Genomic DNA, 14236 nt, shown 5'->3' with positions numbered 1-14236 from the left:
TTTCGCGCGGCCTGGCCGGGGGTTTACCGGGCCGAACGCTGTGACACGGGCGGACTGCCGTACCCGTGCGGGAAATTGGATTGGATCGGCCGGCGGGTCGGGCGCTGCGGCGATCCCGACATCCGTCGTGGAGCGTCGGCCGGCACCCGTCCCGCCGTGGCCTCGGTCGTGCCTACGCCGCCTCACGTTGGGTCATCGCCACCAGCACCTTGCGGTCCCCGGTGAAGGGCCGGCGGCCGTGCGAGGTGAGGATGTTGTCGATCATCAAGAGGTCTCCGGTCCCCCACGTCTCGGCCAACACGGTCCGGTCGTAGACCCCGAGGATGGTGTCGATCTCGTCCGCCGTGATCGGTGTGCCGTCGCCGTAGTAGGCGTTGCGCGGCAGACCGTCCTCACCGCAGATCTCCAGCAGCCCCTCGCGGACGGCCTCCGGGAGGGCGTTGACATGGAACAGGTGGGCCTGGTTGAACCAGACCTTCTGTCCGGTGACGGGGTGCACCATGACCGCCTCGCGGCGCTGGCGGGTGCGCAGCACGTCGCCGTCCCAGTCCGTCAGGATGTCGTGGTCGGCGCAGTAGCTCTCGACGTATCCCTTGTCGTCGCTCTGGAAGCCCTCCTGCCACGACAGGCCCATGCCCGTGCGGTAGGTGCGGGTGTAGAGGACGCCCTTCTCCTCGAAGCGGCGTACCAGGCCGGCCGGGAGCTTGCCGAGGACGGCGGCGCTGTCGGCGACCGGGGTCTCGCCCCCGGTCCGCGCGGCGAGCGCGCAGAAGAAGAAGAGGTTGTGCGGCCAGTTCTCCGAATAGGCGCTCTCGTTGTGCTGCGGAATGCTCTGATCGGCCGGGTACTCGGTGGAGGTGTACACCTTGCCGGTGACCCGGCTGCGCGGCGTGGAGCGCTCGTTGTAGTCGAGGGTCCGGCCGCCGACCTCCTCGGCGATCTCAGCGAGCTCCGACTGCTGGACGAGGCCGCTGCCCTTGACCATGACGGCGGCGTGCTCGTACATCGCGGAGCGCAGGGCCCCCGCGTTGGCCGTGAACCAGGCCCGGTGATCGCTTCGTTCCCGGGGACGTACCCGGACCATGCGCGAGCCGTTGGTCTCCAGGATTTCGGTGTCGGCGTCGGTGAATGGCGTCTTCATCATTCCTTCTCCACGTCCGGGCTGTAGCCGTCGATGCTCGTGTGGTCGACCGGGTCTCCGGCCGCGTACTCGTGGGGTCGAGGAAACGAACGTCCGCCACGGGGGCGGGGGCCGGCAGCAGGCGGGTGTGTGCACCGGGGGTGCGTTTCGTTCGCCGCGCCGGGACCGGTCGCGCGGGCCCCGAGGCGGCGTTCCGCCACCTCCGACCGCCGTGTCAGCTTCCTGCCGTGTCCCGCCACCTGCCGCCCTCGCCGCGACGGGGACGCGCCGCGCGTAGCGCTCGACATCCATCTGCCCAGATGGTGGCAGCGGCCGGTTCCCGTCCGAAGGCCGCAGAGAATCTTTGAATACGATTCCGGTGGTTGCCCGAAGTGATCAGCGGATACGGTTCCGATCGTGACCATCCGCATACTTCTCGCCGACGATCAGGAATCCGTTCGCCTGGGATTCCGACTGATCCTGGATTCCCAGCCGGACATGGAAGTGGTCGGCGAAGCCGTGGACGGCCTCCAGGCCGTCGAACTCGCCGAAGAACTGCGTCCGGACGTGGTCCTCGCGGACATCCGCATGCCGCGCCTGGACGGCCTGGAGGTGACCCGCAGGCTCGCCGGACCCGAGGTGGCCGACCCGCTGCGGGTTGTCGTCGTGACCACCTTCGATCTCGACGAGTACGTCCACACGGCGCTCCACAACGGGGCGTGCGGCTTCCTGCTCAAGCGGTCCGGGCCGGCCCTGCTGGTGGAGGCGGTACGCGCCGCCGTGGCGGGCGACACCATGATCAGCCCCTCCGTGACGGTCCGGCTGCTGAAGCATCTGCGGAGCCCGACGAAGCCGAAGTCACCCTTCCCGACCGAGTCGTTGACGGACCGGGAGACGGAGATCGCGCGCCTGGTGGCCAAGGGTCTGACGAACGCGGAGATCGGGAGCGAGCTCTTCATCTCGGCCGGCACCGCCAAGACCCACATCGCCAACATCCAGCGCAAGCTCGACGTGCGGAACCGGGTCGGCATCGCGGCCTGGGTGTGGGACAGCGGCCTGGCGGCCTGAATCCGGCGGCTTCCGGGCCCGGAAGCCGCCGGATTCAGGCGGCGCAGACGCCCTTCATGCTGTCGATCAGGGCCAACACGGCACGGGCGGACGGAAGTATCATCCGGCCCTCCCGGGTCAGCCTCGCGCCCGTGGAATCCCTCGTGAAGAGCTTCGTACCCAGCATTTGCTCCAGGCACTTGATCTGATAGCTGATGGCCGGCTGCGAATATCCCAGCGATTTCGCGGCCTGATCCATGCGTCCGATTTCCGCTACGGACACAAAAGCGCGGAACTCACGCTCGTGCATCTCGCCCCCTGTCTGTCCGCGGACCACAAACGGACCCACCTCCGAGTCCCGCCGGGAACGGCGGTACCGCGGTGTGCCCTGGACCATGTCAGCCCACGGGCGCCGGAGCGGCAATGGAAGGTGCAGGAAGCTGCCGATCCGCCCTCGGACGCGGGAGCGCGGGCACACCGGGGCGCCCCCGGGGGCTGGATGCCCTCGGGGGCGCCTGCGTGCTCCGGCCCGCCCGCCGGAACCTGTCCCGGTCAGCCGTGGCTGATGGCGGTGAGCACGTTCAGCCGCGCACCGCGACGGGCCGGGGCGATCGAGGCGATGACTCCGACGACCCCCGCACCGACGAGGTAGGCGAGCATCTGACCCCAGGGCAGTGACAGTTCGCTGACGCCCTGGTCCTTCATGGCGTGGGCCATGGCGAGTCCGAGGACCCCGCCGACGACGATGCCGAGCACCGCCCCGAACAGGGAGATCACCACCGACTCCGTCATGACCATGCGGATGGTCTGGCCCCGGCTGAGACCGATCGCCCGGAGCGTTCCCATCTCCTTGGTGCGTTCCAGGATCGACAGGGCGAGTGTGTTGATGATGCCGAGCACCGCGATGAGCATCGCGATGCCGAGGAGCCCCTGGACCACGGTGAGGATCATGGCCATGCCGCCGCTGAACATCTCGATGACCTGGCGCTTGGTCTTCACCGTGACCTCGGGGCTGTCCGCGAGCAGCTTCTCGATCTCCGACACCACGGAGGCCGCCCGAACCTCGCCGTCCAGCTGGAAGTAGGCCTGTGAGGGCTGAGTGCCGCGGAACCCGGCCTCGGCGTCGACCCAGGGCACGACCACGCTGTTCGCCAGGGACGAGTCCTCGAAGATGCCGGCGACCTCGTAGGTGCGGGCGTCACCGCGCTGGAGCTGGAGGGTGAGGCTGTCACCGACCTTCACCCCGCGGGCTTTCGCGGTGCTCACGTTCATGACGACGGTTCCGGCGGCGGGGGCTGCGAGGGAACCCTTGGAGTCCCGGATCCCGAGGACTTCGCGGGCCTGGTCCCAGTCCTGCCAGGAGGTGACCGACTGGGACTGCTTGCCGACCGTCCCGGTATCCAGCATCGCGGCCGCGACCGCCTTCACCCCGGGCACCTCGGCGATCCGGGTCAGCGCGGCCGGGTCGATGGTCGCCGATGCCGCCGATCCCGCCTCGCCCATGGCCACGTAGTCGGCCTTCAGATCACGCCTGATGTCCTTGGTGACACTGGTCTCCGAGGAAGCGGCCACGGTGCTGATCGCGGTGACGAGCGCGACGCCGATCATCATCGCCGAGGCGGTTATGGCGGTACGGCGCGGGTTGCGGGCGGAGTTGCGGCGCCCCAGCTGTCCGGGCAGCGAACGGGAGAACGCCGCTCCGAGCACCTGCACCGACGGCCCGCTGAACAGCGGCGTCAGCAGCGCGACGCCGACGAAGGCCAGCAGGACTCCGGTGATGATCGTCGCGACCCCGCCGGAGCCGAAGAGGCCGAGGGCCAGCAGGACGACTCCGAGACCGAGCAGGACGAACCCGGTCCAGGTCTGCTTGCGGTGCTTGCCGTCCGGGACGCCCGCGGCGCGGATCACCGCGATGGGCGGGACCTTGGAGGCCCGCACGGCGGGGAGGAGCGCGGCCAGCATCGTCACCAGGATGCCCACCGCGAAGGAGGTGACCACAGCGCTCGCGGGCACGGCGAGGGAGCCGACCTTGAGGCCGCCCGTCGCCCCGGCCAGCAGGTCGGCGCCGAGGACGCCGATGCCGATGCCGGCGGCGAGACCGAGGGCGGAGGAGACCAGACCGACCACGAAGGACTCGACCAGCACGGAGGTGATCATCTGGCCCCGGCTCGCGCCGAGGGCCCGCAACAGGGCGAGTTCCCGCATGCGCTGGGCGATGATGATCGAGAAGGTGTTGACGATCAGGAAGACGCCGACGAGGACCGCGACCCCCGCGAACCCGAGCAGTAGCTGGTTCATCAGGTCGAGAACGCCGCGGGACTGGTCGGAGGCCTTCTTGGCGAGGCCCTCCCCCGTCAGGACCTCGAAGTCGGTGCCGAGCTCGGCGGACAGGGACTTCTGGACGGCGGCGACGGACGCGCCGTTCGCGACGTCGACCTTGATCCCGGAGAACGCGTCGGCCCGGCCGAGCATCAGCCGCTGCGCGGCCGGCTCGCTGAAGGCCACCGTCTGCTCGCCTCCTATGGAGTCCCGGTCCCCGGAGTAGCCGAAGACGCCGGCGACGGTGAAGGTCTGCTTCGGCTCCGTGGTGAGCACGCTGATCGGGTCGCCCGCCTTGAGGCCGGCCTTCTCGGCCAGGCCCGCGTTGACGGCGACCTCGGTGTCCGTGCGCGGCTCGTGGCCGGAGCGCAGGGCGATCAGCTTGCTCTCGCCGCGCCAGCTCTCGCCGTAGCGGGGGCCTCCGGTGTCCTTGACGATCTTGCCGTCCTTGCCGAGGACGCGTGCGCCCTCGGCAAGGACCAGCCCCTTGGCGGCGGCCACGTCGGCCGCCTTCGCCACGCGGGCGACTGCCGCCGCGTCGAGCGGGGACACGACCGCCGTCTCACCCGTGTCGGCCGCCACCTTGGGCTTGAGCGCCACGTGCAGGTCGATGTCGGCGTAGGCGCCGTTGAACTGGGCGTCGATGGACCGGTTCAGGGTGTCCTTGATGACCATCGAGCCGGACACGAACATCACCGCGAGCACGACGGCCAGGCCGGAGAGGACCAGCCGGAGCTTTCGCGAGAGGAGGCTCTTGAGGGTGGCGTTCAGCATTACGCCACCCGCGCCTTGCCATCGAGGTTGCGCATGGTGTCGAGCACGGCGTCCGCCGTCGGCTCCCGGAGCTCGTCCACGATCCGGCCGTCGGCCAGGAAGATGACCCGGTCCGCGTACGAGGCGGCGTGCGGGTCGTGCGTGACCATGACGATCGTCTGGCCGAGCGTGCGCACCGAGTGCTGGAGGAACCTGAGCACCTCGGTGCCCGAGGTGGAGTCCAGATTTCCGGTCGGCTCGTCGGCGAAGATGACCTCCGGCTGCGACACGAGGGCGCGGGCGCAGGCGACGCGCTGCTGCTGCCCACCGGACAGTTCCGTCGGCCGGTGTCCGAGCCGCTTGCCCAGACCCACGGTGTCGATGACGCGGTCGAACCAGTCCTTCGACGGCTTGCGGCCGGCGATGGCGAGCGGGAGCAGGATGTTCTCCTCCGCCGTGAGCATGGGCAGCAGGTTGAACTGCTGGAAGATGAAACCGATCCGGGTCCGGCGTAATTCGGTGAGCTTCTTGTCGGACATCCCGCTGACCTCGGCGTCACCGATGTACACCTGGCCGTCGGTGATGCTGTCCAGGCCCGCCAGGGCGTGCATGAGGGTCGACTTCCCGGAACCCGACGGACCCATGATCGCGGTGAATTCGCCGGCGGTGAATTCAACGTCGACTCCGCGCAGCGCCGCGACCTGGGCCTCGCCCTCGCCGTACAGTTTCGTCACGCCAACAGCTCGGGCGGCGGTCTGCCGCTTGGTCGAAGTCGCAATGGTCGCGGTCACACGACTCACACTCCCCATACACGGGTTGGAATTACGGACGGTCCATGACCGGAGCACTGTGCACGGTGTCCGGTGGTCGAAATGCAGCCTAGGAGCGGGCCGTGACCCGCCACATCTGCCAATCGGCATAGATCCTCCTCGCCGGAGGCCGGGATTCCGAGCGCAGATAGAACTCTTGAGACCAGGCCTGCGCCGCGGTGGCGGGCGCGCTTAACGTGCCGACGAATGGGCAGCTCCCGGTGACGGCACGGAGGACGGACATGACAGGCACGCGGGCACTCTCCAAGTACTGGATGCTCACGAACGACTTCACCCAGAACCCGTATCCGGTCCTGGAGTACGTGCGGCGCGAGAGCCCCGTGCGCGAGTTGTCCTTCCCCGACGGCGGGCGCGCCTGGGTGGTGACCCGGTACGAGGACGCCAAGGCGGCCCTCGCCGACCCCCGGCTGAGCCGGGACGTCCACGTCCACTACCGCCTCATGTCCGAGCGGACGGGTCGTCTGTTGACTCCTCCCCCGGAGGAGGCCAACCACCTGGCCAACCTGGAGCCGCCCCGGCACACCCCGCTGCGCCGGGCGATCAGCTTCGCGTTCACCCCGCGCCGGGCCGAGGCCCTGCGACCGAAGGTGGAGCAGATCGCCGACGAGCTGCTGGACCGGCTGGCCGGTCTGCCCCGGCCCGACCTGATCTCCGGGTACGCCGACCCGCTGCCCGTCATCGTCATCGCCGAGCTGATGGGCGTACCGGCCGACGCCTGGCCCGACTTCCTGCGCTGGTCGACGGCGCTGCGCACCCACTCCCCCGCCGGGTCCTCCGGAGCCCTGGACCGCAACATCCAGGAGCTGTCCCGCTACATGTCCGCCCTCATCGCGGAGAAGGAACGGGAGCCCGGCGAGGACCTCCTCTCCGCGCTGATCCACGCCGACCCGGAGCGGCGGCTGACCAGCACCGAAATCCTGTCCACCGGCTTCGCGCTGATGACCGGCGGCAACGACACCACCGCCAGCCTGGTCGGCGGTGTCATCGCCGCCCTGCTCACCCACCCCGTGGAGCGGGCCGGGCTGCTGGCCGAACCGGGCCGCTGGGGCAGGTCGATGGACGAGCTGATCCGCTACGTCAGCCCGATCGGCAACGCCCTCCAGCGCGTCACCACCGAGCCGGTCGAGCTGGGCGGGGTCACCATTCCGGCCGGCGAGGTCGTCGTCATCAGCGTGATGTCGACGAACCGCGATCCGCACCAGTTCCCCGACGACCCGGACGGGCTGGACCTGACCCGTCCGAAGCCCGCACACCTCAGCTTCGGCTTCGGCATCCACTATTGCTCGGGCGCCCACCTCGCGAAGGTGATGACGGAGATCGCCGCCCGGCGGCTCTTCGAGCGCTTCCCCCAGGTCCGCCTCGCCGTGAACCCGTCGGAGCTGCGCTACCAGCAGAACGTGGTCGTCCGCCCGCTGGAGGCGCTGCCCGTCGTGTTCTGAAACCGCCCGCCGGCCCTGTCAGACGGGCCGGCGCATCGCGGTGTACAGGGCTCTGAGCATGAGGATCGCGCTGACGACGAGCACGTGGTAGCCGATCAGCGGGAACAGCTCCAACTGCCTGGTCACCCGCGGCCCCTTGCCCGTGCCGAAGACCACGAGCATGACGCCCATCAGCCCCGTGCACGCGGCCAGCAGGGTCACCGTCACCTGGTGGATCAGGCCGGAGACGAAGTGCCGCTCCCGCTCGTCCGCGAGCACCCGGACCCGTACCCCCAGCCGGCCCTCCTCCAGTGAGGCACTGATGCGTTCGGCCCTGCGGGGCAAGCGGCGCAACATGGGTAGGACGGAGAGCAGTTCCTGGGCGGCTCCGTGCGCCAGGTCGGACAGGCCCGGCGGCGTGAAGCCGCCTCCGCCGCCCTCCGCGCCCCCGGTCCGGGGCTTCGCCGCGCCGAGGGTGAAGCGCTCCGTGAGCATCGCGATGGCGAACGCCCGAGCCTCTTCCAGGAGGTTGAAATCGGGGGCGAGTTGGGTGAGGGTCCCCTCGATGGTGGCGAGCGACCGGAAGACCGCCGCCACCTCCGGGGGGACGGCCAGCCCGAACCGGGAGAGCATCCGGAGCAGCGCCGTGAACATTTCGGAGTCGGGCTGGGCGCCCGCTCCCAGGTGCCGGGCCATGAACCGGCCCAGTTCCCGCTCCAACAGCGCGGGGTCGGGGACGAGTTCCTCATTGGTGGTGGCGCGCGTCCCGAGCAGGCTGAGCAGGGCGTCGTGCAGTCCCGCCGGGTCGCCCCGGTCCACGGCCACCAGCAGCTCCTGAATGGCCAACCGCACCGAGGGATCGGTCCGTCCCACCGAGCCGAAGTCGATGAGGCCGATCCGGCCGTCGTCCAGCAGCAGCATGTTGCCCGGGTGGGGATCCGCGTGGAAGACACCCACCCGCAGGATCTGGTGCAGGACGGCGGAGAAGGCGGCGCCGGCCAGTGCCGTCCTGTCCAGGCCCGCCGCGTCGGCGGCCTCCCCTGCCCGGTCGAGGGTGACGCCCTCCATCCACTCCTGCACCAGGACGCGCGCCGAGGTGTACTCGAAGTACACGCGGGGGATGCGCACCGGCGCGTCGGTCTCCCAGGCGCCCGTGGCCTGCGCGACCGCGGCGGCGTTGCGCCCCTCGATGCGGAAGTCCAGTTCCTCGCGCACGGATTCGGAGAAGCCGTCCCCGAGCTCGCGCAGGCCGAGGGCCTGGGCGGAACGGACCCTGGTCTGCAGGCTCCGGCTGATGGTGAGGACGATGTCGAGGTCCCGCTCGACCGCTTCGCGGATGCCGGGACGCTGGACCTTCACCACGACCGTCGGGCCGCCGAGCAGCCGGGCGCGGTGCACCTGCGCGATGGAGGCCGCCGCCAGGGGCACGTGCTCGATCCACTCGAAGACCTCGGAGACCGGCTTGCCCAGTTCCTTGTGAAGAATGGCCTCGACCTCCGGCCACGGCGCCGGGGGCACGTCGCTCTGCAGCCTGCTGAGTTCTTCGATGAAGTGGGACGGGAGCAGGTCGCGCCGGGTCGACATCACCTGGCCGAACTTGATCAGCGCTCCGCCGCACTCCTCCAGCGCGAGCCGCGCCGAACGGGCCGCCCTCTCCCCGACCTCGCCCGGTTTCAGGGCTCGTTCCCACCCCGAACGGCCCCGCAGCATCCGGCTCAGGCCGTGCCGCATGAAGATCCGGCTGATCTGGGAGTAGCGGCGTGCCCGGCGCATCCGGTCGCCCAGCCCGCGCAGGACCTGGAGCGGCCGCGTCCAGCTGCCGTACGGGAGGAACACCTCGACGATCACCAGGGTGGCCATCGCCGCGAACAGGGCCAGGGGGATCTGGATCGTCGACAGGGCTCCCCGGTCGTCCTCGTCCCTCACCACTTCGTTGAAGGCGAGGAAGACACCCAGTCCCATCAGGCCGGCGCCCAGCGCCCGCAGCGGCCCGACCCTGATCCCCAGGAGTCTGCGGGAGGCGGTGGACACGCCGAAGACGACGACGCCGAGCGAGGCCGCCGTCCCCAACACGATGAGGAGGACGAGAGACACGTCGTCGATCGTGCCGGAGGCCAGTGCGGTCATGGGGCAGCTCCCTCGGTAGGTCGCCGGCCACCCTAGGCCGATCCGTCCGGGAGCCGGAGGAATCTGGCAGCTTCATGCAGCCGCCCGTTCGTGGAGCCTCTCCAGGTAGGCGTGGGCCGTCGGCAGCGTCTCCAGCAGGATGCGCTGGCGGCGCCTGACACGGCTGATGTGCTCCTCGGCCGACCTCAACGCGTCGGGGCCCGGACCTGGGGCGGCGCACGCGTCCGGCGCGGCGGCGGTCAGCGCCGACAGCAGTGCGTGGTGTGCTCGCGCGCCCGGCCCGGGGGCCGCCCCCCGGCGGTGGGAGTCGACGCGTTCCGCCAGGTCGACGGGCAACGGCAGGGCCCGCTGGGCCCGCCAGAACCCGGCATCGGTGCGCCCGGACGCCGCGTGGTGGAGCTGTACGGCGTCGGTGGCGCGCTCGTACCGCTCGCGGGCGGCCCGGTTGAAGCGGGCGGCGGGGGCCTCGCCGGCGGCCGCGGAGGGAAAGTCCCGGACCAGCAGGTCCACCGCGTCCAGGACCTCGGTCAGCGCGTCTCCGGCCAGGGGTTCCACCTGCCGGGCGGCCTCGCCCAGTGCCACGCAGTTCTTCACCCAGGCGCGACGACTGCGCCCGAAGCGGTGCCGGACGTGCCGCACCCGCGTCCGCTCCGGGTCCAGCCCGTACAGCGCGCACAGCCGGCGCTCGGCCTCGTGGGGCCGGGTCGCCGCACCGGCGTACAGCAGACCCGCGCCGAACAGGCCGGGCAGCGGCAGCTTCCAGGACCATCCTTCGGGCACGGCGGTGGCGGTGGCGAAGGGTTCGATCCCGTGGGCCCCGTCGTCGTGGGGGACGGTGACGGTGGCGGTGCTGTCGCAGAGCAGCCGGTCCTGGGCACCGACGAACGGCTCCCCCAGGACCTTCGTCAGCAGGAGGCCCTCCCGGCCCGTGCAATCGACGAACAGGTCCCCTTGGACGCCGTGCCCCTTCTCCGTGTGCAGCACGGTCAGCATTCCGTTCCCGTCGCGTTCGACGGAACGGACGGAATCGTGAAGCACGCGCACCGCGAGCCGGCTCATGGCGAGGTCGCGCAGAAATGCGCAGAACCTGCGCGTGTCCACGTGCCATCCGTGGGGAAAGGCCGCCCGGCCGTCCAGCCAGCGCGGCGATTTCATGGCGTCCATCAGGGGCGGTTCGTGGAAACAGGCGTAGTCGGACGGCTCCAGGGTCCGACCACCGCTCCGGAGGTGTCGCCAGTAATGGGAGAGCGGGCTGTTCCCGAATTCGGGCATGGCAGTGTAAGGGCGGTAGAAATGGTCCGCCGTTCCGTCGGCGAGGGCCCGCGCACCCGAGGCGGCCGCACCGTCGCTGCGCCAGTTCACGTACCTCACGGCCGTCCTGAAGGAGGCCCCGCAGGCTCTCGTCCAGTGCTCCTCGGTGACGCCCAGCGGATCGAGGAGCAACGGCTGGAACTCCGGTGGTACGGCGGTGACCTGCCCTGTGTCCGTGAGGTCGGGGAGGGCCTGCGGGATCTGCAGCACGGTGACCTCGGCCGTCCCGCGCCAGGCCCGCGCGAGCCGCACGGCGGCCGTCCAGCCGGCCGCGGAACCTCCCACGACGACGACTCTCCTCATTGTGCTGTCCATGCCCGAAATTCTTCGTCGGGTTTCTGTACGGGATCTGTACGGAGCCCCGCAAGAGGCTCTACGAGCCGGTGCAGAACCGTGCGGGAATCCGTACATCACCTCATCCGAATCTGTGTGTGCCGGACCTGAACGGGGCCCGAGGAACACACGGGAGCAGAGATGAACATGAACGAGAACACCTTCGGTGAAGCTCGCGACGTACTGGACGTCCTGACGGAGATCGAGCAGCAGGGAACGCTGGCACAGGAATTGCAGCTGCGCTCCGACTCCGCACCCTGGGCGGAACTGCTGGCGGAATACGTGGACGCGCTGACCGCGCTGGTGGCGCAGAACCCTCGTTTCCGGGCCCCCGCCGAAATGACCCACACCTTTGACGAGGGCCACGCGGGCGGTTGCGGCTGATCCGGCCCCTCCGGTCCGGAACGCGGAAGGGCCTTCGCGGGCCGGCCCCCCGGTGGGGGCGGGCCGGTCCGCGAAGGCGGGGGCGGGGAAGCGGGCGGAGACGGGGGCCGAGCAGCGGGGGCCGAACGGCCGGAGGAACAACCGGACGAGCGGGCGATCGAAGAGGCGGACGAACGGTCCGGCCTCAGGCGGCGAGCAGGACGGCTGAGCCACGCTCCCGGGCGAACAGCCGGACCAGCCCCGCGAACCGGTAGCACGGCCCGGCGTCCCCGTCGGTGGTCCGGGCGTCCGCGAGGCGGACGTCGGTCAGTTGGTCCAGCGTCTCCTCGGCCTCGTCCGTTCCGGTGCCGAGGAGCGCCGCCGCGTCGGCTGCCGTCAGGTCGCCCGGGCCGGCCGCGGCGAGGACGCCGAAGGCGTGCCGAAGGCGCGCGGGCAGCCGGTCGACCTCCCCGGCCAGCGTGGCCCGTACGTCGAGGCCGCCCAGCCGCAGCTCGCCCAGCCTGCGCTCCTCGGGCTCCAGGCGGGCCGCGAGCCGGGCGGCCGTCCACTGGGGCCGGGCGGCGAGTCGGGCGGCCGCGATCCGCAGGGCGAGCGGCGACCGGTCGCAGAACTCGGCGATGCGCGCAGCCGATTCGGGGTCGTCGACGATCCGTCCGGGGCCCGCGACGGCCATCATCAGCCCGAGCGCCTCCCGGGGCGTCATGGGGCCGGTCCGCACCAGGCGGGTGCCTTCGAGGGAGGCCAGCGGTGAGCGGGTACCGGTGACGACGGTGCGGCTGTCGCCGCCCGGCAGCAGCGGGCGTACCTGGGCGTCGTCGTCCGCGTTGTCGAGGACGACCAGCACGCGGCGGCCGGCCAGCAGGGTCCGGTACAGCTGGACGCGCTCGTCGAAGCCCTCGGGCAGTCGCACGGGGTCGGTGCCCAGGGCCCGCAGGAACCAGCCGAGCACCTCGCCCGGTGTGCGGGGACCGCCGGCCGGGGTGCGCAGCTCGGCATGGAGCTGGCCGTCGGGGAACTCCGCGCGGCAGAGTTCCGCCGCCCGCAGGGCGAGCGCCGATTTGCCGGTGCCGGGCGCGCCGGTGACGACGACGTCCCGGCCGGCGCGCAGGGCGGTGAGGATCTCGGTGGTCTCCTCCTCGCGGCCCGTGAAGTCCCGGGGAGCGGCGGGCAGCAGCGCGGGAACCAGGCCCGGCCGGCCCTCGTACCCGCCGGCCGGTGCCGCGGGGGACGCGGCGGGCAACGGCGCCGCGGGGATGTCCGCAGCTCCGAGGAGCCGTACCGGAGCCGCCGCCGGGAGGGCCGGGGAGGACTGTTCGGGGGCCGCGGGCGCGGGCAGGGTGCCCGTGAGTACGCCCTGGTGCAGGGCGCGCAGTGCCGGGCCGGGGTCGATGCCGAGCTCCTCGGCGAGGACCCGGCGCCCCTCCTCGTAGACGGCGAGCGCGTCGGCCCGGCGGCCGGAGCGGAACAGTGCGGTCATCAGCTGGCCGCGCAGCCGTTCCCGTACGGGGTGCAGGGTGACCTGGCGGGTCAGGCCGGGGACGGCGTCCGCGTGCCGGCCCAGCGCGAGGGAGGCCTCGGTGTGGAGTTCCAGCACGGAGAGCCGGGATTCCTCCATCCGGGGACCCTCCGCCTCGGCGAGTTGCGGGGTGACGTCGGTCAGGGCGGGACCGCGCCAGAGCGCGAGCGCGGCGTGGAGCCGGCGTTCGGCGTCCGCGTACCGTCCGGCGGTCAGGTCGGCGCCGCCCGCGTCGGCGAGCCGCCGGAAGGCGGCCCAGTCGAAGTCGGCGTCCCCGATGTCCATCCGGTAGCCGGCGCCGACCCGCTCCAGGCCGTGGCCGGCGCCGAGGCGGGTCCGCAGCCGGGACACGTACGTGTAGAGCTGGTTGGTGCTGCCGGCCGGCGGCTCCCAGCCCCAGAGCAGGGTGGTGAGCCGCTCGTCCGTCATGACCTTGCCGCGGGCCAGCAGCAGCGCGGCGAGCACGGTGCGCTGCTTGCTGCCGTCCAGCGCCACCGGGCGGCCGTCGGTCTCGGCCGACACGGGTCCGAGGATGGTGAAGTCCATGACGCCTCCGCCTCGCACGGGCCCGCCGCGGTCGGCCGGCCTCATGCCGCGAAAACTACTGACCTGCGATTGTTCCCCGGCATCGGGGCGATTTCGCGGGCCACGAAATCGAGGCGAAAGCGCGCGGAAAAGGGGGCTTCCTACTGTTCGGGTCATACCCCGGGGGCCACGGCCACAGCGGCCCCGGACCGACCGCGAACCCTCAGGAGCATCCCGTGAAGAACCTCGTCCGTTCCACCAGGTCCGCTGCCGCCGCCCTCGTCACGGCCCCCTTCGGCCGCCTCGCCGCCCGGACGGCACTCGCCCTCACCCTGGTGTCGGCCGGCGGTGTCGCCCACGCCGTCTCGCAGGCCCCTGAGGTCCTGGCCGCCGCGCAGGTGGTGGCGGACGACCCGTGGTCGAGCGCCCCCCTGACGAAGAGCGACGACCCGTGGTCCGTCGCCCCCGTCAAGAAGAGCGATGACCCGTGGTCCGCCGCCCCCGCCGGCGTGAACGACGACCCCTGGAGCTGACCCCCGTCCCGTTCGGTCCG

At 71.4% G+C, this 14236-nt stretch carries 11 protein-coding genes; 4 read left to right on the top strand and 7 right to left on the bottom strand.

The features are described from left to right. Positions 1 to 172 precede the first annotated feature (172 nt). Positions 173 to 1144 carry a TauD/TfdA family dioxygenase gene (locus tag ACZ58N_RS08560; protein WP_471157067.1) on the bottom strand — a complete coding sequence of 324 codons (972 nt, stop codon included), beginning with the start codon at positions 1142 to 1144 and terminating at the stop codon, positions 173 to 175. A 393-nt stretch (positions 1145 to 1537) separates the two neighbouring features. On the opposite strand from ACZ58N_RS08560, the gene ACZ58N_RS08555 reads away from it, so the two are divergent. After that, complete coding sequence (locus ACZ58N_RS08555; RefSeq protein ID WP_471157066.1) at positions 1538 to 2188, top strand: response regulator; 651 nt, start codon at positions 1538 to 1540, stop codon at positions 2186 to 2188. 34 nt (positions 2189 to 2222) lie between these two features. Here ACZ58N_RS08555 and ACZ58N_RS08550 read toward each other — a convergent pair whose 3' ends face one another. From ACZ58N_RS08550 to ACZ58N_RS08540, 3 genes are all read right to left on the bottom strand, one after another. Next, on the bottom strand, positions 2223 to 2477 hold the full coding sequence (locus tag ACZ58N_RS08550) for a LysR family transcriptional regulator (protein ID WP_471157065.1): 255 nt from the start codon (positions 2475 to 2477) through the stop codon (positions 2223 to 2225). A gap of 242 nt (positions 2478 to 2719) precedes the next feature. Next, positions 2720 to 5260 carry an ABC transporter permease gene (locus ACZ58N_RS08545; RefSeq protein WP_471157063.1) on the bottom strand — a complete coding sequence of 847 codons (2541 nt, stop codon included), beginning with the start codon at positions 5258 to 5260 and terminating at the stop codon, positions 2720 to 2722. Beyond that, entirely contained in the window at positions 5260 to 6048 is a 789-nt protein-coding gene (locus ACZ58N_RS08540) for an ABC transporter ATP-binding protein (protein ID WP_471157061.1), read from the bottom strand. Before ACZ58N_RS08540 ends, ACZ58N_RS08545 begins: the two co-directional genes overlap by 1 nt. Before the next feature lie 242 nt (positions 6049 to 6290). Here ACZ58N_RS08540 and ACZ58N_RS08535 point away from each other — a divergent pair, with 242 nt between their 5' ends. Then, positions 6291 to 7508: a cytochrome P450 family protein gene (locus tag ACZ58N_RS08535; RefSeq protein WP_471157060.1), complete on the top strand. Its 1218-nt coding sequence runs from the start codon at positions 6291 to 6293 to the stop codon at positions 7506 to 7508. A gap of 18 nt (positions 7509 to 7526) precedes the next feature. On the opposite strand, the gene ACZ58N_RS08530 is transcribed toward ACZ58N_RS08535, so the two are convergent. Both ACZ58N_RS08530 and ACZ58N_RS08525 read right to left on the bottom strand, forming a co-directional pair. Continuing rightward, entirely contained in the window at positions 7527 to 9614 is a 2088-nt protein-coding gene (locus ACZ58N_RS08530; RefSeq protein ID WP_471157058.1) for an ABC1 kinase family protein, read from the bottom strand. Positions 9615 to 9686: 72 nt separating this feature from the next. Then, positions 9687 to 11240: a tryptophan 7-halogenase gene (locus ACZ58N_RS08525; protein ID WP_471157057.1), complete on the bottom strand. Its 1554-nt coding sequence runs from the start codon at positions 11238 to 11240 to the stop codon at positions 9687 to 9689. 159 nt (positions 11241 to 11399) lie between these two features. On the opposite strand from ACZ58N_RS08525, the gene ACZ58N_RS08520 reads away from it, so the two are divergent. Next, the gene (locus tag ACZ58N_RS08520) at positions 11400 to 11642 is read left to right on the top strand and encodes a DUF6269 family protein (RefSeq protein WP_471157055.1); all 243 of its coding nucleotides are present in this window, start codon (positions 11400 to 11402) and stop codon (positions 11640 to 11642) included. Between the two features lie 184 nt (positions 11643 to 11826). On the opposite strand, the gene ACZ58N_RS08515 is transcribed toward ACZ58N_RS08520, so the two are convergent. Further along, positions 11827 to 13704: an AfsR/SARP family transcriptional regulator gene (locus ACZ58N_RS08515; protein WP_471157054.1), complete on the bottom strand. Its 1878-nt coding sequence runs from the start codon at positions 13702 to 13704 to the stop codon at positions 11827 to 11829. 215 nt (positions 13705 to 13919) lie between these two features. Here ACZ58N_RS08515 and ACZ58N_RS08510 point away from each other — a divergent pair, with 215 nt between their 5' ends. Beyond that, positions 13920 to 14216: a hypothetical protein gene (locus tag ACZ58N_RS08510; RefSeq protein ID WP_471157052.1), complete on the top strand. Its 297-nt coding sequence runs from the start codon at positions 13920 to 13922 to the stop codon at positions 14214 to 14216. The last annotated feature ends 20 nt before the right edge of the window (positions 14217 to 14236 follow it).

It is taken from the genome of Streptomyces sp. NPDC040432 (genome assembly GCF_055595445.1).
Note: the sequence above shows the minus strand (reverse complement) of the source record. Positions and strands in the feature narration are given on the sequence as shown.